Genomic DNA, 22038 nt, shown 5'->3' with positions numbered 1-22038 from the left:
CACGCGGGACTTGTATCGGGGCCGGATATGCGTGCTAGAATGCGGGGTTGTTTTTTGGATACGTTGCCAGACGGCGCATCCTGGCAGCCGCCGCGCTAGACGCGTGGCCGTGCGCCGGGCGGCTCCACCGGCCTGGCTGGCGACCCGCTAACCTGGGAAATTATCATGAAAGAAGGCATTCACCCCGAATACCGCGAAGTGGTGTTCATGGACGTTCAGACGGGCAACAAGTTCATCACCCGCTCGACCATCCACACCCGCGAAACCGTCGAAATGGACGGCAAGACGTACCCGCTCTTCAAGTGCGACGTGACGTCCGAATCGCACCCGTTCTACACGGGCGCGCAGACGCGTATCGTCGAGACCGGCCGCGTGGAAAAATTCCGCGCCCGTTTCGCCCGCACCGCCGGGACGGTCAAGTCGGCGTCCTGATCGGCAAGCTCCTTCGGGAGGCGCACCAGAAAGCAGCCTGCGGGCTGCTTTTTTTTCCTCGCGGCATGCCGCGCCAACCCTCATCGGTTCCACGCTCGTCGGTTACATTACGTCCGTGTCTCCCACTTCGCGCTCTACTCCGGCCCGGCTGACGGTACAGGCTACCGCCAAGCTGCCCCGGCTCGTCCTGCTTGGCCTGTCGCTGATCTATATCGTGGCGGGCCTGTTCATGCGCGACCCCTGGAAGACCGACGATGTGGTCGGGCTGGCCACCATGGTCACCGCGCTGCGCGAAGGCGGCATGACCTGGCTGCTGCCGCAGGTGGGGCACCTGGCGCACGCCGAGGAAGGCCCGATGATCACCTGGGTCGGCGGCGCCTCGATGTGGTTGTTCGGCCCATGGCTGGGCGACATCACGGCCGGCCGCCTGCCCAACCTGCTGTGGTTCGGCATCGCCACGGTCAGCGTCTGGTACGGCACCTATCTGCTGGGCCGGCGCGCCGAAGCGCAGCCGCTGAAACTGCCGTTCGGCGGCGAGCCGGCGGCGCGCGACTATGGCCGCATGCTGGCCGACGCGGCCCTGCTGCTGCTGCTGGCCACGGTGGGCATCCTGCAACGCCTGCACGAAACATCGGTGGTGCCAGCCATCATGGCCTGGCAGGCGCTCGCGTTCTACGCCATGGCGCGCACACTGGACCGCCCTTTCCTGGGCGCCACTACCCTGGGGGTGGCGGTGGCGGGCGCCTTCCTGACGCGCGGCTGGATCGGCGCCGCGCCGGTGATGGTGGCCGCGGTGCTGGCGTTCTACCCGCGCAGCCTGCTGTGGCAGCGGGTGCGCTGGCTGCCCTGGGCGGCCCTGGTCGCCGCCGCGCTGATGCTGGCCTGGTGGCTGCCCGCCACCCTGGCCGAGGGCAGCGACTACTGGATACGCAACTGGAAAACCTGGACCCTGGCCTCGTACGACTGGCCGGACCTGCGCATCACCGGCCGCACGCTGCGCGACCTGCCCTGGTACCTGTGGCCCACCTGGCCGCTGGCCCTGCTGGCGATCTGGCGCTGGCGCGCCTGGCTGTATGCGCCCCATATCTGGGTGCCCCTGGTGCTGGCCGCCACCGCGGCGCTGATGCTGCTGTTCCTGGACGGACCCAACGACGCCGAGTACGCCATGCTGGCGGTGCCTTGCGCCATCCTGGGCGCCTTCTCGCTGCCCACGCTGCGGCGCGGCGTGGTCAACACGCTGGACTGGTTCGCGGTGATGTGCTTTTCGCTTACCGCGGCCACCGCCTGGCTGGGCTGGGTGGCGCTGCATTTCGGCTGGCCGGCGCAGATTTCCCGCAACATCGCCCGCCAGACCACCGGCTACGAAGCGTCCATTTCCTGGCTGGCCAGCGCGCTGGCGCTGGTCATCTCGGCCGCCTGGGTCGTGCTGGTCGTCTGGCGCCTGCGCAGCCGTCCGCTGGCGCTGTGGCGCGGCACGGTGCTGTCGGCCGGCGGCCTGACCGCCACCTGGATCCTGCTGGTGCTGCTGTGGCAGCCCGCGGTGGACTATGCGCGCAGCTACCGCACCGTGTCGGGCCAGCTGGCCGAGGCGCTGCAGGCCAATCGCCAGCCGGGCGAGTGCGTGCGCGGCCTGAGCCTGGGCAGCGGGCAGCGCGCCTCGTTCCTGGTGTTCGACAACATGTCGTTCACCTATGACTCCAAATGCACGCTGGTGCTGCAGCAGACCACCCACAGCAGCCTGCGCGACGGCACCGCCGCCTACAGCGACGGCGCCACCGAACTGTGGCGCGGGGGCCGCCGCGCCGACCGGCACGAAGTATTCCGCCTGCTGCGCGTCACGCCCGTCCGATGACGTCCGCCGCCGCCCCCTCGCCCGGGTTCGGCGCGACCATGCGCGACATCGCGCGCCAGGCATGGCCGGTACTGATCAGCCAATGGGCCGGCATCTCGTTCGGCGTGCTCGACACCGCCATGACCGGCCACGCCAGCGCGCAGGACCTGGCGGCGATGTCGCTGTCGGTGTCGGTGTACATCACGGTTTTCGTCGGCCTGATGGGCGTGGTGCACGCCCTCATTCCCATCCTGGCGCAGCACTTCGGCGCCGGCCAGCATCGCGAAGTCGGCAGCACCTGGGGCCAGGGCGTGTGGCTGGCGCTGGGCCTGTCGGTGGTAGGCGCAATCCTGATGCTGTTTCCCGACGCCTGGCTCTCGCTGTCCGGCGACGTGGACCCGGCGGTGCGCGACCGGGTCGCGGCCTATCTGCGCGCCCTCGTGCTGGCCCTGCCCGCCATGCTGGTGTTTCGCACCATTTACGCCCTGGGCACGGCGGTATCGCGTCCCAAGGTGGTGATGAGCATCAACCTGGCGGCGGTGTTCGTCAAGGCGTTCTGCAACTGGGTGCTGATCTACGGCAAGTTCGGCCTGCCCGCGCTGGGCGCCGTGGGCGCCGGCCTGGCCACCGCCATCTCGGGCTGGCTGAGCCTGGCGGCAGGCCTGTGGATCATCACGCACGACCGCTATTACCGCCGCTTCCGCCTGCGCGTGGGACGGCCCGACTGGCGCGCGCTGAAAGAGCTGCTGCGCCTGGGCCTGCCCATGGGCGGCTCGTACCTGGTCGAGGTATCGGCGTTCACGTTCATGGCCTTGCTGGTGGCGCGCGAAGGCACATACGTGTCCGGCGGACACCAGATCATGTCCAACCTGGCCGCGCTGTGCTACATGATGCCGATGGCGCTGGGCGTGGCGACCGCCGCGCTGACCGCGCAATCGATCGGCGCGGGCCGCCCCGACCTGGCGCACCGCACCGGCATGGCCGGCCTGGCGCTGGGCCTGCTGGGCGCGGCGCTTACCGCCGCCGTGCTGCTGGTCGGCCGCCCGCTCATCATCGCCGCCTATACCGACGATCTCGAAGTCGCCGCGGTCGCGGCGTCGTTGCTGGCCATCATCCCGCTGTTCCACTTGTGCGACTCGATGCAATGCATCAACTCGTACCTGCTGCGCGCCCACAAGGTCGCTGTCATGCCGCTGGTGCTGCAAACCGTGGCGCTGGGCGGCGTCGGCCTGCTGGGCGGGTGGTGGCTGGGATTCGGTCCGGGACGCGGCGGCCTGGATCCGGTGCGCGCGGCGCTGATGCCGGGCTCGCCGGCCGGCGCCGGCACGATGTGGCTGATGGCGATGGCCGGACTGGGCTTGTCGGCCGTGCTGCTGCACTACTGGTACCGTCGGATAGCGCGGCTGGCGCTGGCCCGCGGCTGAACGCGGCGCCGGTCCGCGGCGCGGCGCCCCCGCGGCGCCCCGTGCCATGGACCGGCTGCCATGAAAATTATTTGGTGGATGTACCGCCCGTCTTGGCGTGGTGGGCGCCGTGATGCGCGCCGCTCTTGGCGTGTTTCTCGCCCTTGGCATGCTTGCCGCCGGACGGCGCCTTGACGCTGCTCTTGGCACCGGACTGCGCGTCGCCCTGCGCGGCGTACGCCGATGGGGCGGCCGCCAGGCCGAGGCACAGGGCCGAGGTGGACAAAAAGGCGGCGATACGGGACTGAGTCGTCATGTTGTGTACTCCTATCTTGCGGGCGCGGGAGCCCGTCCATACAAGGCCCGGCAAAATGCCATGAGACCTGTAATTCGTTGGAGCAAGCACCCAAGGAAAGGTTCGGAGTGCGGAATAAATTTTTCCGTCGCTAACGGCTCGTCATGATCCCGCGCCGATCAGGCCTCGAAGATCAACAAGGCGACGGTCGCGAACAGCATGGCGGCGAAGCAGGCTCTCAGCTTGCGTTCAGGCAGCCGATAGGCCAGCCGTACCCCCACCGGCACGAACACCAGGCTGCCGGCCGCCAAAGGCACGCCTATCCACCAGTCCGCCTGCCCGGCCCAGCTGTAGGTGAGCAGCGCGATCATCGAGCCGGGGATGACCATGGTCAGCGCCAGCGCCTGGGCCATCGTCTGCGGCAGGCGAAACACCGAAGTGATGATGGGCACGGCCAGCACCGCGCCGCCCACCCCGAAGAATCCGCCCAGCGTGCCGCACAGCATGCCCAGCGCGGTGGCGCGCGGCGGGCTCAGGACGGGCGCGGGCCGCGCCTGCGCCGCCGGCGCGGCGGCGCGCTTGCGCAAGGTCTGGTAGACATAGAACAGCGCGATGAAGAACAGGAACACCGCGAAGCTCAGGCGCAGCGTACGCGAGGAGATGCCCAGCGCCAGCTGCGCGCCGACCCAGGTGAACACCACGGCGCCCGCCGCGCCGGCGGCCGCCACGCGCATGTCGATGCGCGCATGCTGGTGGTACTTGCGCACCGCCATCATGATGGTGGGCAGCACCATGATGAGGGCCGTGCCCTGGGCGAGTTGCTGCGACATGCCAAGCAGCAGCGCCAGCGCCGGGATGGCGATCAGCCCGCCGCCGATGCCGAGCGCGCCGCCCATGAAACCGATCAGCGCGCCGCTGGCCAGGCAGGCCACGATTACCAACAGACTCAAGACATGCTCCCCGGGCGTTCCATCAACGCAATTTGTCCAGGGCGGCGTCCAGCCGGTCCACGGCCCATATCTCCAGCCCTTCGATGGGCTGGCGCGGCGCATTGGCCTTGGGAATCAGCGCAATGCTGAACCCCAGCTTGGCAGCCTCGCGCAGGCGCTCCTGGCCGCGCGGCGCGGGCCGGATCTCGCCGGCCAGGCCGATCTCGCCGAACGCCACCAGGCCGGCGGGCAGCGGCTTGTCGCGCAGCGATGACATGATGGCCAGCAATACCGGCAGGTCGGCCGCCGGCTCGGTGATGCGCACCCCGCCCACGGCATTGACGAACACGTCCTGGTCGTAGGTCGAGACGCCGGCATGGCGGTGCATGACGGCCAGCAGCATGGCCAGGCGGTTACCCTCCAGCCCGACCGTCAGGCGGCGTGGATTGGGCGCGTGCGAGGTGTCGACGAGCGCCTGCACCTCCACCAGCAGCGGGCGCGTACCCTCCTGGGTCGCCAGCACGCACGAACCCGCCACCTGCTGCTGGTGCTGCGAGAGAAACAGCGCGGACGGGTTGGCCACGCCGCGCAGGCCGCGGTCGGTCATGGCGAACACGCCCAGTTCGTTGACGGCGCCAAAGCGGTTCTTGAAGGCGCGCACCAGGCGAAACGACGAATGCGTGTCGCCCTCGAAGTACAGCACGGTATCGACGATGTGTTCGAGCACGCGCGGGCCAGCCAGCGCGCCGTCCTTGGTGACGTGGCCGATCATCACGATGGCGATGCCGGTCTGCTTGGCCAGGCGCGTCAGTTGCGCCGCGCATTCGCGCACCTGGGACACCGAGCCCGGCGCGGCGGTCAGCTCGCCGCTGTAGAGCGTCTGGATCGAATCGATCACCGCCACGGTGGGTTTCTGTTCCGACACCGCCGCCTGGATCGCCTCGAGCCGGATCTCGGCCAGCAGGTCGACATTGCCGGTCTGCAGGCCCAGCCGCCGCGCGCGCAGCGCGACCTGTTCGGCCGACTCTTCGCCGGTGACATACAGCACCTTGGTCGTGGCCGACAACGAGGCCAGCGCCTGCAGCAGCAGCGTGGACTTGCCGATGCCGGGGTCGCCGCCGATCAGCACCACCGCGCCGGCGACCAGCCCGCCACCCAGCACGCGGTCGAACTCGTCCAGCCCGGTGGGCTGGCGCGGCGTCTCGCGCGCTTCGATTTCGGACAGGCTGCGTACCGGGCTGGCCGCCGCCAGGGGGGCGTAGCGATGCCCGCCGGCCGAGGGCGCGGCGGACTCTACGGTTTCTTCCAGGGTGTTCCAGGCCGAGCAATGCGGACACTTGCCCAGCCACTTGAGGCTGGTGCCGCCGCATTCGGCGCAAACATAGATGGTTCGGGATTTCGCCATGCCGGCAGTTTACCGGCAAGCGCAGTGCCGATACGTTTGTTTGCAATTCTGTCGCCTCGCATCAACCCCTTCCGGGTCGCTCGTGCGTTTAACCAAGTACCGATCCACCACGACGAGACCCGACGCCATGACGCCGATCCTACGCCCCTCTCCCCTGCTGTGCACAGTGCTCAGCCTGGCCCTGCTGAGCGCCTGCAGCCCGCCCGAACCGCCGCCGGCCGGCGCGGCCGCCCAGCCCGCCGCCGTACCGGGCCGGCCGGCGCCACAGGCCGTGCCGGCTGCGCCGCGCGGCGAACCGGCCGGCGCGCCGCAGCGCGAACTGGCGGCGCAAGCCTATATGCCCGCGGCGCCGCACGCGGCAGTCCGGGCGCATGCCGACCAGGCACGCATGCGGATCATGCCGGCGCCCCTGCCGGTCATCCAGGAGGATCGCGAAAATTATGCCGGCTACCAGGACAATCCCGTCCAGCTGGCGCAAGAGCAGCCGGTCTCCACCTTCGGACTGGACGTGGATACGGGCTCGTACAGCAACGTGCGCCGCCTGCTCAACGATGGCCGCCTGCCGCCGGCCGACGCCGTGCGCGCCGAAGCGTTCATCAATTACTTCGACTACGGCTATCCAGCCCCCGCCACGCCGGCGGTCCCCTTTTCGGTCACCACCGAGGTCGCGCCGGCGCCCTGGAATCCGCAACGCCAGCTGCTGCTGGTCGGCATCCAGGGGTACCGGGTGGCGCCGCAGGATATTCCCGCGGTCAATCTGGTGCTGCTGATCGACACCTCCGGCTCGATGGCCGACCGGGCCAAGCTGCCGCTGCTCAAATCGGCCCTGCGCCAGCTGGTGACGCAGATGCGCGCGCAGGACCGCGTCGCCATCGTCGCCTATGCCGGCAGCGCCGGACTGGTGCTGCCCTCCACGCCCGGCGATCGCCATGCGCAGATCCTCGCGGCCATCGACGGCCTGCAGGCCAGTGGTTCGACCAATGGCGGCGCCGGCCTGGAGCTGGCCTACGCCGAGGCCGCCAAGGGCCTGGTCAAGGATGGCGTCAACCGCATCGTGCTGGCCAGCGACGGCGACTTCAACGTGGGCCGCACCGATCTCGCGCAGCTCAAGGACTATGCCGGCAGCCAGCGCAAGCGCGGCATCGCGCTGACCACCCTGGGGCTGGGCAGCGGCAACTACAACGACGCCATGGCCATGCAGCTGGCCAACGCCGGCGACGGCAGCTATCACTACATCGACAGCCTGCTGCAGGCGCGCAAGGTCTTTGCCAGCGAACTGTCGGCCACCCTGCTGACCATCGCCAAGGACGTCAAGGTGCAGGTGGAATTCAACCCGGCGCAGGTGGCCGAGTACCGCCTGATCGGCTACGAAAAGCGCGCCCTGGCGCGCGAGGACTTCAACAATGACACGGTCGACGCGGGCGAGCTGGGCGCCGGCGCCAACGTCACGGCGCTGTACGAGATCACCCCGGTGGGCGGCGCCCGGCGCATCGATCCGCTGCGTTACGGACAGCCGGCCCGCGCCGCGGACAGCGCGCGCGACGAACTGGCCCATGTGCGCATCCGCTACCAGCCGCCCGAAGGCGGCGCCAGCCGCCTGATCGAGCAGCCGGTGGCGGCCGGCGCGGCGGCGCCGGACGCGAGCGCGCGCCTGAATCGCGCGGCGGCCGCGGCGGCCTTCGCGCAATGGCTGCGCGGCGGCAAATACCTGGACGGCTACGCCCCGCCGGCCATCGCGGCGCTGGCGCGGCAATCGCGCGGCGCCGACCCGCTGGGCCTGCAGGCCGAGTTCGCCAACCTGGTCGAGCTGGCCGCCAGCCTGGGCGCCCCGGCGGCGCGCTGAATACGGTGACGACCCTGGCAGTCGCGCCGGCCTCGGCGGCGTGCGCAATCGCCGCCGAGGCGATACACTGCGCCGCCATGGACACCGCGAGCGCCGCCGACGAAGCCTTGATGCTGGCCTACGGGGCCGAGGGCGACATGGACGCCTTCGATGCCCTGTACGCCCGCCACCGCGCCGGCCTGTACCGCTACATCCTGCGCAGCGCGCGCAACGCGGCCCAGGCCGACGACATCTTCCAGGAAACCTGGAGCCGCGTCATCGACGCCCGGGCCCGCTACCGTCCCCAGGCGCGCTTTACCACCTGGCTGCTGCAGATCGCGCACAACCTGCTGGTCGACGCCCATCGCCGCCAGCCCGCCCCGGTCGCCCCGGAGCTGGCCGAGGCCGCGCTGGCCAGCGTGCCGGCCGCCGAGCACGAGCAGCCCGAGGCGCGGCTATCCGAGTTCCAGCGGCGCCGCCGGCTGCAGCTGGCCATCGAGCGCCTGCCGGATGAACAAAGACTGGCAATGCTGCTGCGACTGGAGCACGATCTGGATGTGGAAGAAATTGCGCAAGTCACCGGTGTCTCTCGCGAAACCGTCAAATCGCGCCTGCGCTACGCCACCCGGCGCATCCGCGAGGAGCTGAGCTCCGAGAGCGCCCCCAGGAGCCCCTAGGCCATGAACCCGCACCTGCCGCCCGACGACGACGATCGCGACCTGCGCGCGCTGTATCGCGAGCTGCCGCGCCACGAGCCCGACATCATGCTCGACGCCTCGATCCGCGAGCAGGCCCAGCGCGCCGCCGAAGCCGACCGTCGCGCCCGCCGGCCGCGCGCGACCTGGCACCCGGCCTGGGCCGTGGCGGCCTGCGTGGTCGCGGTGAGCGCCCTGTTCGTGTTCACCGACCTGGAGCAGTACGCGCTGCAGCCCGCCGCCGAGGTCGAGCTGCAGGCCGAGCAGGAGGCCGCCCAGGCCACCCGCGACGCCGTGCCCGAACCGCCCGCTCCCGATCCCGCCCTGGCCGCGCCGCCGCCGCTGGGCGCGCTGGCGCCGGCGCCCGCGCCCGCCCTGCCGCCGGCGCTGGCGCCCGAGGCCGCGCGCGGCGCCGCCGCCGAATCGTCGGCCCAGGACGCCGCGCCGGCACGGCGCGGCTATATGCCGCAGCGCGCCGCGCCCGCGGTGCGGGCCGAAAAACAGCAACAGGAAAACCTGGCGGCGTCAGCGCGCCAGCGCGACGAGCCGGCCTATGCGCAACGCGTCGAGCGCATCCGCGCGCTGGTGCGCGACGGCAAGCGGCAGGAGGCGGCCGCGGAAGTCCTGGCCTGGCGCCATGCCGTCCCGGGGCTGACCCTGCCGCCCGATCTCGAACAGTTGGCGCCCGCCGACCCGGGCGGCACGCCCGGCCAATAGGGGCCGGAACCGGTCAGTGGCCGCCCAGGCTGCCGCCGCCGTCCACGCCCAGGACCTGCCCGGTAATGAAGCCGGCATCGTCCGACAGCAAGAACGCCACCGCGGCAGCCACCTCGGCCGGCGTGCCGAACCGCTTCATGGGGATCGAAGCCTGGGCGCGCTTTTCGGCGTCGCTGCCGGCCGGATGGCCGCGCCGGAACAGCTCCGTCTCGACCGGGCCGGGCGCCACCGCATTGACCGTGACGCCATACTCGGCCAGCTCCAGCGCCCAGGTGCGGGTGCATCCGACCAGGGCGCTCTTGGCGGCCGAATAGCTGGTGCGGTCGTAGGCTCCCAGGATGGCGCGGCTACAGATATTGACGATCCGTCCGCTGCGTCGCACCTTCATCGACTCGACGAAAGTCTGGGTCACCTGCACCGCCACGCGCACGTTCAGGTCGAGCACGCTGTAGAGCGTGGCCAGGTCGATCTCGCCGAGCGCCTGCGGCGCCACGATGCCGACATTGTTGACCACCGCGTCGACCGGGAATTTGTCGCGAATCTCGCGCAGCACTTCCTCGGTGCGGCCGGCGTCGGCCAGGTCGCAGGCGTAGAGATAGCCAGGGAAGTCGACATCCGCGGTATTGCGCGCGATACCCACTACGTGGCAACCCAGATCGGTCAACCGCTGCGTCAGTGCCCAGCCGATGCCTTTGGTGGCACCTGTCACCAGCACGCATTTGTCCTTCATGGATTGAAACCTCGTCATGTTTGCCCCGCCAGCGCGACCGGCGGCCGCGCGACGACAGGGTATAGAGTAGACACCATCCGGCCGGCGGCGTCATGTAACTTGCGTAGCAATTCATGCCAGCGGGCCGGCCCGCCGGCGGTCCGCGCAGCGCTCAGCCCTCGTGGCGCACGGGTACGCGCGGGGCCAGCGCGCACAGCAATTCGTAGCCGATGGTGCCGGCGGCCTCGGCCACTTCGTCGACCGACGGGCCATCCTCGCCCCACAGCACCACGGGCGTGCCAATGCCGGCGGCCGGCACCGGATCCAGGTCGACCATGAGCATGTCCATCGACACGCGGCCGACCAGCCGCGTGCGCACGCCGCCCACGGTCAGCGGCGTACCGGTGCCGGCATGGCGCGGATAGCCATCGGCATAGCCGCACGCCACCACGCCGATGCGCATCGGCCGCTCGGCGCGGAAAATGGCGCCGTAGCCCACCGCCGCGCCGGCCGGAATATCCTGGATGGCGATCAGCTCCGAGCGCAGCGTCATGGCCGGAATCAATCCGAACGCCCCGGCGTGGGCATCGGCGAACGGCGAGGCGCCGTACAGGCAGATGCCCGGGCGCACCCAGTGGGTCTGGCCGTCGTGGCCGACCGCCAGGTCGGCATAGCGCAGGGTGGCGGCCGAATTGCACACGCTGGTCGTCCCGGCCAGGTGCGCGGTGGCGCCGTTGAAGACGTTCATCTGCTGCGTCACGCCCTGCGGCCCGTCGGCACAGGCGAAGTGGGTCATCTTGCCGATGCCGCCCACCACGCCGTACTCGTGCAGCTGCTGCGCGCGCGCATAGGCCGACCCGTAGGCGTCCGGCGCGAAACCCAGCCGGTTCATGCCGCTGTTGAGCTTGACCATGATGTCGACGCGGCGCGACAGCCGCGCATGCGCCAGCATGTCGAACTGCTCGCGCGTGTGCACGGTGGTGGCGAGATGGTAGCGATCGACGATTTCCAGGTCGGACGGCTGGAAGAAGCCTTCGAGCAGCAGGATGGGACCGCCCCAGCCTGCTTCGCGGCAGCGCACGGCCTCCTGCAGGTCCAGCATGGCCAGGCCCTGGGCCGCCGAGAAGCCGGCCACCGCCTGTTCGATGCCGTGCCCGTAGGCATTGGCCTTGATCACCGCCCAGATGGAAGGCGGCGTGCCATCCGCCTTGGCCGCCACGTCATCGAGATGGCGGCGCACGGTGGCAAGGTTGTGCCGCAGCGCGGACTGGGAGATCGAAGCGAATATGGGACGCGGCATGATGAGATTTCCGAGGCACCCGGGCCTGTTGCCGCCAAGTCTAACTGATCCGCCCGCGGCGCCATACGCCGCCCTCCCCTAAAATGCCTCATTCCGGCGGCTGATGCCGCCCTGACCTCTCTATCCGTATGGCCATCGATCACTACGAGAATTTTCCCGTCGCTTCGCTGCTGCTGCCGCGGCGGCTGCGCGGCGCCGTGACCGATATCTATCGATTCGCCCGCGCCGCCGACGATATCGCCGATGAAGGCGCCGCCGAGGACGCCGACCGCCTGCGCCAGCTGGCCGCCTTCCGCGCCGAACTGCATCGCATCGGCGCCGAGCCGGGCGCGCTGGCCGTGCCGGCCAGCGCCGACCTGGCGCCCATCTTCACCCCGCTGGCGGCCACCATCGCGCGCCACCAGTTGCCCATCACGCCGTTCTTCGACCTGTTGTCGGCGTTCGAGCAGGACATCTCGGTCAAGCGCTACGAGTCCTACGACGATCTGCTGGACTACTGCCGGCGCTCGGCCAACCCGGTGGGCCGGCTGATGCTGCACCTGTATGGCGCCGTCGACGAAACCAATCTGCGCGATGCCGACGCGATCTGCACCGGCCTGCAACTGGTGAATTTCTGGCAGGACGTGCGCATCGACTGGCGCAAGCAGCGCGTCTACCTGCCCGAGGAGGATCTGCGCCGCCACGGCGTCGGCCGCGACGACCTGGCGGCCTGCCGGCTGACCCCGCAATGGCGCGAGCTCATGGCCTTCGAGGTGCAGCGCACGCGCGCGCTGCTACACTCTGGCGCTGCGCTGCCGCGCCGCCTGCCGGGCAGGATCGGGTTGGAATTGCGCCTGGTCGTCCAGGGCGGCCTGCGCATCCTGCAACGCATCGAGGACGCCGGATACGACGTCTTCATGAATCGCCCCGAGTTGGGCGCCAAAGATTGGGCCGTCATGCTGTGGCGCGCCTTCACCTGATATGACCCCTGACGAATACTGCCAGGAAAAGGCCGCCAAAAGCGGCTCCAGCTTCTATTACTCGTTCCTGTTCCTGCCGCCGGCGCGGCGGCGGGCCATTACCGCCCTGTACGCGTTCTGTCGCGAGGTCGACGACGTGGTCGACGAATGCAGCGACCCCTCCCTGGCGCGCGTCAAGCTGGCCTGGTGGCGCACGCAGGTGGACCAGATGGTCGATGGCAAGCCGGACCACCCCGTCACGCGCGCGCTGCAGCCGCACCTGGCCGATTGCAACATCACGCGCGAGCGTCTGCTGGCCGTCATCGACGGCATGGAGATGGACCTGGACCAGACCCGCTACCTGGACTGGCCCGGCCTGCGCAAATACTGTTGGCACGTGGCCGGCGTGGTCGGCGAATTGTCGGCCGGCGTGTTCGGCTACCAGGATGCGCGCACGCTGGACTATGCCGGCAAGCTGGGGCTGGCGTTCCAGCTCACCAACATCATCCGCGACGTCGGCGACGACGCGCGGCGCGGCCGCATCTACCTGCCGGTCAACGAACTGCAGCAATTCGAGGTCAAGGCCGCCGATATCCTCAACGGCGTCCATTCCGAACGCTTCAGCGCGCTGATGCGCTTTCAGGCCGAGCGCGCCCGCGGGCTGTACCGCGAGGCGATGCAGGCCCTGCCCGAGACGGACCGGCGCGCCCAGCGGCCCGGGCTGATGATGGCGGCCATCTACCATGCGCTGCTCGACGAAATCGAGCGCGACGACTGGCAAGTGCTGGACCAGCGCATTTCGCTCACGCCAGTGCGCAAGCTGTGGCTGGCCTGGAAGACCTGGGTAAGCGGCGGCGCCCCCCTGGTGCGCCGGTTGGCGCGATGAAGGTCGCCGTCATCGGAGCAGGCTGGGCCGGCCTGGCCGCCAGCGTGGCGCTGCGCGAGGCCGACGCCAAGGTCACCGTGTTCGAAGCCGGGCGCACGCCCGGCGGGCGCGCCCGCCGCGTGGTCCATCCGGAGTTCGGCGACGACCTCGACAACGGCCAGCACATCCTGCTTGGCGCCTATGGCGAAACCCTGGCGCTGATGCGCCGCCTGGGACGCAACCCGGATGCGCTGCTGATGCGCCGGCCGTTGCGGCTGGCCAGCCTGGACGGCGGTTTCCGCCTGTCGGCGCCGCCCCTGCCGGCCCCCCTGCACGCCGCCGCCGCGCTGCTGCTGGCGCGCGGCCTGCCCTGGCGCTCGCGCCTGGCCGCCGTGCGGCTCATGCACTACCTGCGCCAGATGCAGTGGCAGGCGCCGCGCGACTGGACCGTCACGCAATTGCTGGACCATACCCGCCAGCCGGCCGGCATCCGCCAATCCGTCTGGGTGCCCCTGTGCCTGGCCGCCCTGAACACGCCGCCGGCGCAGGCCAGCGCCCTGCTGTACGCGCACATCCTGCGCGACAGCCTGACCGGCCACCGGCGCAACAGCGATCTGCTGCTGCCCTGCGCCGACCTGTCGGCGCTGTGGCCCGATGTGGCGGCCCTCCAGGCCACCATGCGCTACGGCAACACGGTGCGGCGCCTGACGCCGCAGGCCGGCAGCGTCGAGGTCAACGGCGAACGCTTCGACGCGGCCGTCCTGGCCGTCTCGCCCCAGGTGGCGGCGCGCCTGCTTGAGAACGCGCTGGCCGGGCAAGGCTCCGTCGGGCTGCTGCGCGCCCTGCAGGCGTTCAACTACGAACCCATCGCCACGCTGAACCTGCGCCTGGCCGGCCCCTGGCCGCTGCCCGAACCCATGATGATGCTGCGCGAGGAACCGGCGCGCGGCTTTCATGGCCAGTGGCTGTTCGACCGCTCGCGCCTGACCGGCCGCGGCGAGCGCGGCGAACTGGCGCTGGTGGTCAGCGCGGCGCGCGCCGTGGCGGCCGCCGACCGCGAGCAGGCCATCGCCGCCCTGACACGCCAGGTGGCCGAACAGGCCAGCCGCCACCCGGCGCGCCTGGCCCCGATGCCCGCCGTCGAGATCGCCGAACTGTTCGTGGAAAAGCGCGCCACCTTCGCCGCCGTGCCCGGCCTGGCGCGGCCGCTGAACAGCACGCCATGGCGCTCGCTGGCGCTGGCCGGCGACTGGACCGACACGGGCTACCCCGGCGTACTCGAAGGCGCGGTGCGCAGCGGCCTGCAGGCCGCCCGCGTCGTGCTCGGCGGCGCGGCCGCGCCGGACTGAGGCCGGCGCCCGGCGCCGGCCTCAGCGCAACAGCAGGCGCACGGTCGCCAGCCCCAGCCCGGTCATGACCAGCGAACCGGCCAGGCTCGCGCCGGCGTAGGCCGCCGCGGTCGCGTAGACGCCCCGCTCCAGCATGTCGACGGTCTCGGCCGAGAAGGTCGAGAACGTGGTCAGCCCGCCCAGGAAGCCGGTCACCGCGGCCAGCCGTATCCAGGCGGGCCATTCCGGATGGCTGGCGACAAGCGCGACCATCACCCCGATCAGATAACCGCCGACCAGATTGGCCGCCAGGGTGCCCCAGGGCCAGCCTGCCCCGTTCAGGCGCAGGCCCAGCACCCAGCGCAGCCAGGCGCCCAGGGTCGCGCCGATGCCGATGGCGATGAAATTGAGCGGTGCGAAGGTCAGCACGAAAACTCCTCAGGCCGGCGTCGCGGCGTGGTTCTTGAGCCGGAATGCCAAGGCCAGCAGCAGCACGCCGAACAGCACCGCGTACACGCCGATCACCCACACCAGCGCCAGCGCGCCGGCGCCCGGCTGGAACAACAGCAGCGCCCCGAAGACAATCGACAGCGCGCCCGACAGGCCGTGCAGCCACTCGTTCTCGATATCCTTGCGAAAGCGGATCGCCGCGGCAATCTGGAACACCCCGCCGATCACCGCCCAGAACGCGATGATGTAGAGCAGCACCAGCGCGGTCAGGCCGGGCCAGGCAAAGGTCGCGATGCCGGCGGCGATGCCCGTCAGGCCCACCAGGATCAGCGGCCACAACGGCTTGTCCTGGTCGCGGATGCGCCAGCCCGCGATCAGCGCGAAAATCCCGTCGGCCAGCGCGAAAGCGCCCCACACCAGCACCAGCGCCGACAAAGTGATGCCTGGCATCAGAACCGCCATCAGGCCGAACAGCACGGCCACCACGCCGCGCAACGCCACCCAGCCCCACTCGCGTCCTGCATGATTCAACACCGCATCCGTGACCATGACGTTCTCCTTTGAGTACCGCGACAAACCGCCCAGGCGGGCCCTGGAAACATGTTAGACGTCCACGCCGCCCCTGTCATGCGGGCGCCGTTCAACGCAGCAGCCGGCGCCGCATCAGCACCGCCACCAGCCAGATGCCCAGCGCGGCCGTCACGGCCAGCTGCGCGACATCGGCCCACCAGGCGTGCGGCACCTGACCCAGCGTGAGCGGCCGGATCAGGTTGACCGCCGGGGCCACGGGCAGCCACTGCAGCGGGCCGGCCAGCGCGGCCGGCAGTTGCGAGGCGGGAAAGAACACCCCCGACAGGAACACCATGGGCGTGACGCCCAGCGTGAAGTAATACATGAAGAACTCGTAGCCGCGCGCCAGCGCGCTGACCACCAGCGCCATCGACGCGAAAGCCAGCCCGGCCAGGGCCAGCACCGACGGCACCCACAGCAGGGTCGGCGCACGCGCGATGTCCAGCGCCACCACAACCAGCAGGATCGCGATGCCGCTCTTGAGCGCCTTGGCGGCGGCCCAGAGGATTTCCGCCCAGACCACGTCGTCCAGGTCCAGCGGCGTGCTCAGCATGGCATCCCAGGTGCGCTGCACGTGCAGGCGCGAGAAGGCGTTGTAGGTGGCCTCGAAGGTGGCGCCATACAGCGCCCCCACGCACATCGAGCCGGCCGACAGGAAGGTCACGTAGGGCACGCCCTCGATGCCCGGCAGCAGCGCGCCCAGGCCGAACCCCAGCGCCAGCAGCGCGACGATGGGATCGAGAACGTCGCCCAGCACGGTGGTCAGGGCAGTCTTGCGCCACACCAGGAAATTGCGCCGCAGCACCGCCACGCAGCGGCGCGTCAGCGGCGGCCAGCCCCAGGCGCCGGCGCTCATGCGTCCTCCCGCATGCCGCGCCCCGTCAGGCGCAGGAACAGGTCTTCGAGGTTGGCCGGCCGGTGCAGGTAGCGCAGGTCCGGCCAGCCCTGCAGCGCCTGCACGATGGGTGTGGCGTCGTCGGTATGGCAGAACGCCGTTTCGCCGCTCACCTCGACCCGCGCCGGCAAGGCCGCGCGATGCGCGTCCAGCCAGGCGTGCAGGTCCTCGCCATAGATCTCGACCACCTGCGGCTCCAGGTAGCGCTCGATCAGGGCCCGCGGCGCGCCCTCGGTAATCAGGCGGCCATGGTCGATCACGCCGAGCCGGTGGCACAGGCGTTCGGCCTCGTCCATGAAATGCGTGGTCAGCAGGATGGTCTTGCCGCGCGCCAGCAGCGCCTTCAGGCGCTCCCAGATCAGGTGGCGCGCCTGCGGGTCCAGCCCGGTGGTCGGCTCATCCATGATGATGAGGTCGGGATCGTTGATGAGCGCGCGGGCCAGCGTCAGGCGCCGCTTCATGCCGCCCGAGAGCTCGCCGATGCGCGCATCGGCCTTGGCCGCCAGCGCCGCGAAGGCCAGCAATTGCGGCAGCCTGGCCCGTACCTGCGCGTCGCTCAGGCCGAAGTAGCGGCCGAACACCAGCAGGTTCTCGGCCACGGTGAAATCGGGGTCCAGGTTGTCGAGCTGCGGCACCACGCCCAGGCGCGCCCGCGCCTGCCTGGCCTGCGCCGGCACGGCGCGGCCCAGCACCTCGACGTCCCCGCCGTCGAACGGCGTCAGGCCCAGCAAGGCGCGCAAGGTGGTGGTCTTTCCGGCGCCGTTGGGGCCCAGCAGGCCATAGCACTCGCCGCGCCGCAGCGCGAAGGACAGGCCGTCGACGATCACGCGCTCGCCGTAGCGCTTGGTCAGGCCATGCACCTGCAGGACAGGCGCGCACGAGGCGGAAACCAGGTTGGAGGACATGGCGACGATTCTATATCCGCGGCGCGCCGCGCCCGCGTGGCGCGCGCGAAACCGATTGAAATAGGGCCAGCCAGAATGAAAACGAGGCTTTTATAAGATTCATTCTCATTAAGTGTTAGAATCCGCGACCTTGACAAACGAAATCCCATGGACGGCAAAACCTCCTCCAAACGGCGCGCCTACTGGCTGAAGACGCTGCATCAATGGCACTGGATCAGTTCGGCGCTCTGCCTGCTGGGCATGTTGCTGTTTGCCGTGACCGGCCTGACGCTGAACAACGCCTCGCACATCGAGTCGCGCGCCCGCGTCGATACCCGCCGCCTGGAATTGCCGGCGCCGCTGCGCGCCGAACTGGCCGCCGCGGCCCCGGCCAGGCCGGCGCTGCCGCCGGCCCTGCTCGAATGGCTGGACCGCGAACTCGACGTCGATGCGCGCGGCGCCGCCGCCAAGCCCGAATGGTCCCCCGACGAACTGTACGTATCGCTGCCGCGGCCGGGCGGCGACGCCTGGCTGTCGATCGACCTGCAAAGCGGCGAACTCGAATACGAGCGCACCGACCGCGGCTGGATCGCCTACCTGAACGACCTGCACAAGGGGCGCCACACCGGCCTGGCGTGGAGCTGGTTCCTGGACATCTTCGCGGTGGCCTGTCTGGTGTTTTCGCTGACCGGGCTGGTGCTGCTGAAAATGCATGCCGGCAACCGCGCCGCCACCTGGCCCATGGTCGGGCTGGGCGTGATCATCCCGGTCGTGCTGGCACTGCTATTCATTCATTGACCGTCTTACTGGATATCGGACTATGCGCAAACTGTTGTTGTCTGCCCTGCTGGCCGGCCTGGTCGCCCGCACCGCCTACGCGGCCGACCTGGGCCTGAGCGTCGAAATTCCCCGCCTGGACGTGGCCGAGTACCACCGCCCGTACGTGGCCATCTGGATCGAGCAGGCCGACCAGAGCGTAGCGGGCGACCTGGCGGTCTGGTACGACGTGGCCAAGAAGAACAACGAAGGCACGGAATGGCTCAAGGACATGCGCCAGTGGTGGCGCCGCAGCGGCCGCAACCAGCAGTTCCCGGTCGACGGCGTCAGCGGCGCCACGCGCCCGGCGGGCAAGCACGCCCTGTCGTACGCCGGCACCGCCAAGCCGCTGGCCGATCTCAAGCCCGGCAAATATGCCGTGGTGGTCGAGGCCGCCCGCGAAGTCGGCGGCCGCGAGCTGGTACGCGTGCCGTTCGACTGGCCGCCGCAACAGGCGCAGCAGCTCACCGCCCGCGGCGAGCACGAGCTGGGCGCCATCGCCGTCGATCTCAAGCCCTGACATTCCTTTCCCCCACTAGGAGCGCCCTCATGAAAGCCGTAGCCAAACTGGCCGCCGCCCTGACCCTGGCCCTGCCGCTTGCCGCGCAGGCGCACGACGTCTGGGTCCTGCCCTCTTCCACGGTGCTGTCCGGCGTGGATAGCTGGATCACCGTGGACGCCGCGGTCGGCAACGACAAGTTCTACTTCAACCACGCGCCGCTGCGCCTGGACGGCCTGGACATCGTCGCCCCCGACGGCAGCGCCGCGCAGGCCGAGAACGTCAGCCGCGGCAAGATCCGCAGCACCTTCGACCTGCAGCTCAAGCAGAACGGCACCTATCGCGTGGCGGTGGTCAACGACGGCGTGTTCGCGCGCTGGAAGGAGGACGGCAAGCCCAAGCGCTACTTCGGCAAGCCCGAAGGCATGGCCGCCGCGGTGCCGGCCAACGCGCAGGAGCTGGAAATCTCGCAGAGCCTGGGCCGCGTCGAAACCTTCGTGACCGCCGGCAAGCCCGGCGCGATCAAGCCGGTCGGCAAGGGCCTGGAACTGGTGGCGGTATCGCACCCCAACGATCTGTACTCCGACGAGCCGGCCACCTTCCAGATGCTGCTCGACGGCAAGCCGGCCGCCGGCCTGGAAATCGAAATCGTGCCCAACGGCAGCCGCTACCGCGACAAGATCGAGGAAATCGAGCTCAAGACCGACGCCGACGGCAAGTTCCAGGTCAAGTGGCCGCAGCCCGGCATGTACTGGGTGCACACCGGGGCCGAAGACGACAAGGTCAGCGTGCCCAAGGCCACCAAGCGCCGCATGTCGTACGCGCTGACGCTGGAAGTGCTGCGCCCCTGAGCGCCTGAGCATGGCTCGTCCGCCCTCCTACGCGCCGCCGCTGGCGGCGCGCATGCCCTCGACCCCGCCGCGCCTGTCCGGCGAACCGGTGGCGCTGGCCGGCGCCACCATGGGCACGACCTGGTCCGCGCGCCTGGCCCTGCCGCCCGGCGTGACGCGCCAGCAGGCCCGGGCGGCCATCGCGGCGGCCCTGGACGAAGTCGTGGCCCAGATGAGCACCTGGGAGGCCGGCTCGGACATCTCGCGCTTCAACCGCGCCGCCACGGGCTGGCATGCGCTGCCCGAAGCGCTGTTCCACGTGCTGTCGCATGCGCTGCATCTCGCCGACGCAAGCGGCGGCGCCTACGACCCGACCATCGGCGCACTGGTCGACGCCTGGGGCTTTGGCGCCGGGCCGCGCGTGCACGAGCCGCCCGCCGCCGCGGCGATCGCCGCCGCCCTGGACGATTGCGGCCACGGGCGGGTGCGGCTGGATGCCGGGACCCGGCGCGCCTGGCAACCCGGCGGCGTGCGCCTGGACCTGTCGTCCATCGCCAAGGGCTATGGCGTGGACCGCGCCGCGCTGGCCCTGCGCGCGCTGGGCGTGACGGCCTGCCTGATGGAAGTGGGCGGCGAACTGCGCGCCCATGGCGCGCGGCCCGACGGCCTGCCCTGGCGCGTGGCGGTCGAAGTGCCCGATGCCAGCGGCGCCCATGCGCTGGCGGTGCCGCTGCGCGACCGGTCGATCGCCACCTCGGGCGATTACCGCCGCTACCTCGAACAGGCCGGCCGGCGCTACGCGCACACGCTGGATCCGCGCACCGGCAAGCCGCTGGACAACGACGTGGCCTCGGTCACGGTGATCCATCCCGAATGCATGCTGGCCGACGGCCTGGCCACCGCGCTGGGCGTACTGGGCGCGGCCGCCGGCGGCGACTACGCCGCGCGCCATGGCCTGGCCGCCCTGTTCATCCTGCGCGGCGCGGCGGGCCACGAGGTGCGCGCCACGCCGGCCTTCGCCGCGCTGCTGGAACCCTGATGCCGCTGCCGCCCCATCCGCGCCTGATCGCCGCGGCCGGCATCGTGCTCGCCTGGCTGTTGCTGTGCCTGTGGGCCTGGCGCCAGGCGCGCATGCGCGCCGCCAGCCAGGCTCGCGCGCTGCGCGCGCTCGACGCCCCGCCCGGCCCGCAGACCGTCCTGGTGGCCTACGCCAGCCAGACCGGCTTCGCCGCCGAACTGGCCGAACATACCGCGGCGGCGCTGGCCAGCGGCGGCCTGCAAGCACGCGTGGCCAAACTCGGGCAGCTCGACACCGCCACGCTCGGCCACTACGCCCGCGCGCTGTTCATCGCCAGCACCTACGGCGAGGGCGATCCACCCGACGCGGCCGCCGCGTTCGCCGACACCGCCATGCAGTCCGCCGCCGGGTTGGGCGCCTTGCGCTACGCCGTGCTGGCGCTGGGCGACAGCAGCTACGCGCACTTCTGCGGCTTCGGCCATCGCCTGGACGACTGGCTGCGCGCCAACGGCGCCACGCCGCTGTTCGACCTGGTCGAGGTCGACGCCGGCGACGCGGCGGCGCTGCGCCACTGGCAACACCACCTGGGCCTGGTGACCGGCTGCACCGACCTGCCGGATTGGCAAGCCCCCGCCTACCAGGCCTGGCGGCTGGCGCGGCGCACCCTGCTCAACCCCGGCAGCCAGGGCGGGCCCTGCTACTTCATCGAATTGACGCCGCCGCACGGCATGGCGCCGCAATGGCAAGCCGGCGACATCGCCGAGATCGGCCCGCGCGACGCGCCCGACAGCCCGCTGCACGCCCATCGCGAATATTCGATTGCCTCGCTGCCGGCCGATGGCGCGGTACACCTGCTGGTGCGCCAGATGCGCGCCGCCGACGGCGCGCTGGGCCTGGGCAGCGGCTGGCTGACGCACACCGCGCAGGCCGGCCAGCGCATCGACCTGCGGGTGCGCGCCAATCGCAACTTCCATCCGCCGGCCGACGCCCGCCCGCTGATCCTGGTGGGCAACGGCACCGGGCTGGCCGGCCTGCGCGCCCTCATCAAGGCGCGCCGCGGCGCCGGCCACGGACGCAACTGGCTGGTGTTCGGCGAGCGCAACGCCGCCCACGACTGGTTCTGCCGCGACGAACTGGAACAATGGCGCGGCGAAGGCTGGCTCGAACATGTGGACGCGGTGTTTTCCCGCGACACGCCGCAACGCCGCTACGTGCAGGACCTGCTGCGCGAACGCGCCGAACGCGTGCGCGACTGGATAAGCGAGGGCGCCGCGGTGTATGTGTGCGGCAGCCTGCACGGCATGGCCGAAGGCGTGCACCAGGCGCTGGCCGACATCCTGGGTCCGGCGCAGCTGCAGGCGCTGCAGCACGCCGGACGCTATCGCCGCGACGTGTACTGAGCGCCGT

The 22038-nt window shown here is 70.6% G+C and carries 23 protein-coding genes; 14 read left to right on the top strand and 9 right to left on the bottom strand.

The window, feature by feature from the left end; all coding sequences use genetic code 11:
* Positions 1 to 165 precede the first annotated feature (165 nt).
* The 3 genes from CAL11_RS08100 to CAL11_RS08090 all read left to right on the top strand — a co-directional run bounded on the left by CAL11_RS08100 (position 166) and on the right by CAL11_RS08090 (position 3687).
* Positions 166 to 432 (top strand): type B 50S ribosomal protein L31, encoded by a 267-nt coding sequence (locus CAL11_RS08100; RefSeq protein WP_003810513.1) that lies wholly within the window; start codon positions 166 to 168, stop codon positions 430 to 432.
* A gap of 115 nt (positions 433 to 547) precedes the next feature.
* Positions 548 to 2284 (top strand): ArnT family glycosyltransferase, encoded by a 1737-nt coding sequence (locus tag CAL11_RS08095; protein ID WP_033465838.1) that lies wholly within the window; start codon positions 548 to 550, stop codon positions 2282 to 2284.
* Complete coding sequence (locus CAL11_RS08090) at positions 2281 to 3687, top strand: MATE family efflux transporter (protein WP_086092623.1); 1407 nt, start codon at positions 2281 to 2283, stop codon at positions 3685 to 3687. Before CAL11_RS08095 ends, CAL11_RS08090 begins: the two co-directional genes overlap by 4 nt.
* 67 nt (positions 3688 to 3754) lie before the next feature.
* Here CAL11_RS08090 and CAL11_RS08085 read toward each other — a convergent pair whose 3' ends face one another.
* The 3 genes from CAL11_RS08085 to radA all read right to left on the bottom strand — a co-directional run bounded on the left by CAL11_RS08085 (position 3755) and on the right by radA (position 6295).
* Positions 3755 to 3982, bottom strand: a complete 228-nt coding sequence (locus CAL11_RS08085; RefSeq protein WP_033465841.1) for a hypothetical protein — start codon at positions 3980 to 3982, stop codon at positions 3755 to 3757.
* Between the two features lie 158 nt (positions 3983 to 4140).
* Positions 4141 to 4911, bottom strand: a complete 771-nt coding sequence (locus CAL11_RS08080; RefSeq protein ID WP_086092622.1) for a sulfite exporter TauE/SafE family protein — start codon at positions 4909 to 4911, stop codon at positions 4141 to 4143.
* 22 nt (positions 4912 to 4933) lie between these two features.
* A complete protein-coding gene (gene radA, locus CAL11_RS08075) occupies positions 4934 to 6295 on the bottom strand; it encodes a DNA repair protein RadA (protein WP_033465845.1) in 1362 nt (453 codons plus the stop codon).
* 127 nt (positions 6296 to 6422) lie between these two features.
* On the opposite strand from radA, the gene CAL11_RS08070 reads away from it, so the two are divergent.
* The 3 genes from CAL11_RS08070 to CAL11_RS08060 all read left to right on the top strand — a co-directional run bounded on the left by CAL11_RS08070 (position 6423) and on the right by CAL11_RS08060 (position 9529).
* Positions 6423 to 8138: a vWA domain-containing protein gene (locus CAL11_RS08070; protein ID WP_086092621.1), complete on the top strand. Its 1716-nt coding sequence runs from the start codon at positions 6423 to 6425 to the stop codon at positions 8136 to 8138.
* Positions 8139 to 8215: 77 nt separating this feature from the next.
* Positions 8216 to 8794, top strand: coding sequence for an RNA polymerase sigma factor (locus tag CAL11_RS08065; RefSeq protein WP_033465849.1), 579 nt, complete (start codon positions 8216 to 8218; stop codon positions 8792 to 8794).
* 3 nt (positions 8795 to 8797) lie between these two features.
* Positions 8798 to 9529 carry a hypothetical protein gene (locus CAL11_RS08060; protein ID WP_086092619.1) on the top strand — a complete coding sequence of 244 codons (732 nt, stop codon included), beginning with the start codon at positions 8798 to 8800 and terminating at the stop codon, positions 9527 to 9529.
* Between the two features lie 13 nt (positions 9530 to 9542).
* Here the strand turns inward: CAL11_RS08060 and CAL11_RS08055 are convergent, their stop codons facing one another.
* Entirely contained in the window at positions 9543 to 10259 is a 717-nt protein-coding gene (locus CAL11_RS08055) for an SDR family oxidoreductase (RefSeq protein WP_003810494.1), read from the bottom strand.
* A gap of 151 nt (positions 10260 to 10410) precedes the next feature.
* Positions 10411 to 11538, bottom strand: a complete 1128-nt coding sequence (alr, locus tag CAL11_RS08050) for an alanine racemase (protein ID WP_086092618.1) — start codon at positions 11536 to 11538, stop codon at positions 10411 to 10413.
* Positions 11539 to 11666: 128 nt separating this feature from the next.
* Here alr and hpnC point away from each other — a divergent pair, with 128 nt between their 5' ends.
* Genes hpnC through hpnE form a run of 3 tightly spaced genes read left to right on the top strand, consistent with a single transcriptional unit; the run spans position 11667 to position 14690 of the window.
* Positions 11667 to 12497, top strand: a complete 831-nt coding sequence (gene hpnC, locus CAL11_RS08045) for a squalene synthase HpnC (RefSeq protein WP_033465856.1) — start codon at positions 11667 to 11669, stop codon at positions 12495 to 12497.
* Position 12498: 1 nt separating this feature from the next.
* Positions 12499 to 13362 carry a presqualene diphosphate synthase HpnD gene (gene hpnD, locus CAL11_RS08040; protein ID WP_033457053.1) on the top strand — a complete coding sequence of 288 codons (864 nt, stop codon included), beginning with the start codon at positions 12499 to 12501 and terminating at the stop codon, positions 13360 to 13362.
* Positions 13359 to 14690 carry a hydroxysqualene dehydroxylase HpnE gene (hpnE, locus tag CAL11_RS08035; RefSeq protein WP_086092617.1) on the top strand — a complete coding sequence of 444 codons (1332 nt, stop codon included), beginning with the start codon at positions 13359 to 13361 and terminating at the stop codon, positions 14688 to 14690. The genes hpnD and hpnE overlap by 4 nt, the downstream gene beginning before the upstream one ends.
* A gap of 21 nt (positions 14691 to 14711) precedes the next feature.
* On the opposite strand, the gene crcB is transcribed toward hpnE, so the two are convergent.
* The 4 genes from crcB to CAL11_RS08015 form a co-directional block, all read right to left on the bottom strand.
* A complete protein-coding gene (crcB, locus tag CAL11_RS08030; protein WP_033457057.1) occupies positions 14712 to 15098 on the bottom strand; it encodes a fluoride efflux transporter CrcB in 387 nt (128 codons plus the stop codon).
* Positions 15099 to 15107: 9 nt separating this feature from the next.
* Positions 15108 to 15668 carry an HdeD family acid-resistance protein gene (locus CAL11_RS08025; protein ID WP_033465862.1) on the bottom strand — a complete coding sequence of 187 codons (561 nt, stop codon included), beginning with the start codon at positions 15666 to 15668 and terminating at the stop codon, positions 15108 to 15110.
* Positions 15669 to 15759: 91 nt separating this feature from the next.
* Positions 15760 to 16545: an ABC transporter permease gene (locus CAL11_RS08020; RefSeq protein WP_086092616.1), complete on the bottom strand. Its 786-nt coding sequence runs from the start codon at positions 16543 to 16545 to the stop codon at positions 15760 to 15762.
* Entirely contained in the window at positions 16542 to 17489 is a 948-nt protein-coding gene (locus tag CAL11_RS08015) for an ATP-binding cassette domain-containing protein (protein WP_086092615.1), read from the bottom strand. Before CAL11_RS08015 ends, CAL11_RS08020 begins: the two co-directional genes overlap by 4 nt.
* A gap of 147 nt (positions 17490 to 17636) precedes the next feature.
* On the opposite strand from CAL11_RS08015, the gene CAL11_RS08010 reads away from it, so the two are divergent.
* Genes CAL11_RS08010 through CAL11_RS07990 form a run of 5 tightly spaced genes read left to right on the top strand, consistent with a single transcriptional unit; the run spans position 17637 to position 22031 of the window.
* Complete coding sequence (locus tag CAL11_RS08010) at positions 17637 to 18266, top strand: PepSY-associated TM helix domain-containing protein (RefSeq protein WP_086092614.1); 630 nt, start codon at positions 17637 to 17639, stop codon at positions 18264 to 18266.
* A gap of 22 nt (positions 18267 to 18288) precedes the next feature.
* Positions 18289 to 18804 (top strand): DUF2271 domain-containing protein, encoded by a 516-nt coding sequence (locus tag CAL11_RS08005; protein ID WP_033465868.1) that lies wholly within the window; start codon positions 18289 to 18291, stop codon positions 18802 to 18804.
* 29 nt (positions 18805 to 18833) lie between these two features.
* Complete coding sequence (locus tag CAL11_RS08000) at positions 18834 to 19634, top strand: DUF4198 domain-containing protein (protein WP_086092613.1); 801 nt, start codon at positions 18834 to 18836, stop codon at positions 19632 to 19634.
* Between the two features lie 4 nt (positions 19635 to 19638).
* Positions 19639 to 20652, top strand: coding sequence for an FAD:protein FMN transferase (locus CAL11_RS07995; protein WP_086092612.1), 1014 nt, complete (start codon positions 19639 to 19641; stop codon positions 20650 to 20652).
* Entirely contained in the window at positions 20652 to 22031 is a 1380-nt protein-coding gene (locus CAL11_RS07990) for a sulfite reductase subunit alpha (RefSeq protein WP_086092611.1), read from the top strand. The genes CAL11_RS07995 and CAL11_RS07990 overlap by 1 nt, the downstream gene beginning before the upstream one ends.
* Positions 22032 to 22038 lie beyond the last annotated feature (7 nt).

The sequence above is a fragment of the Bordetella genomosp. 6 genome, from assembly GCF_002119705.1.
In the GTDB taxonomy this organism is placed as follows: Bacteria; Pseudomonadota; Gammaproteobacteria; order Burkholderiales; family Burkholderiaceae_B; genus Bordetella; species Bordetella bronchiseptica_F.
The sequence above is the reverse complement of the archived record's forward strand: the minus strand, read 5'-3'. Positions and strand labels throughout refer to the sequence as shown.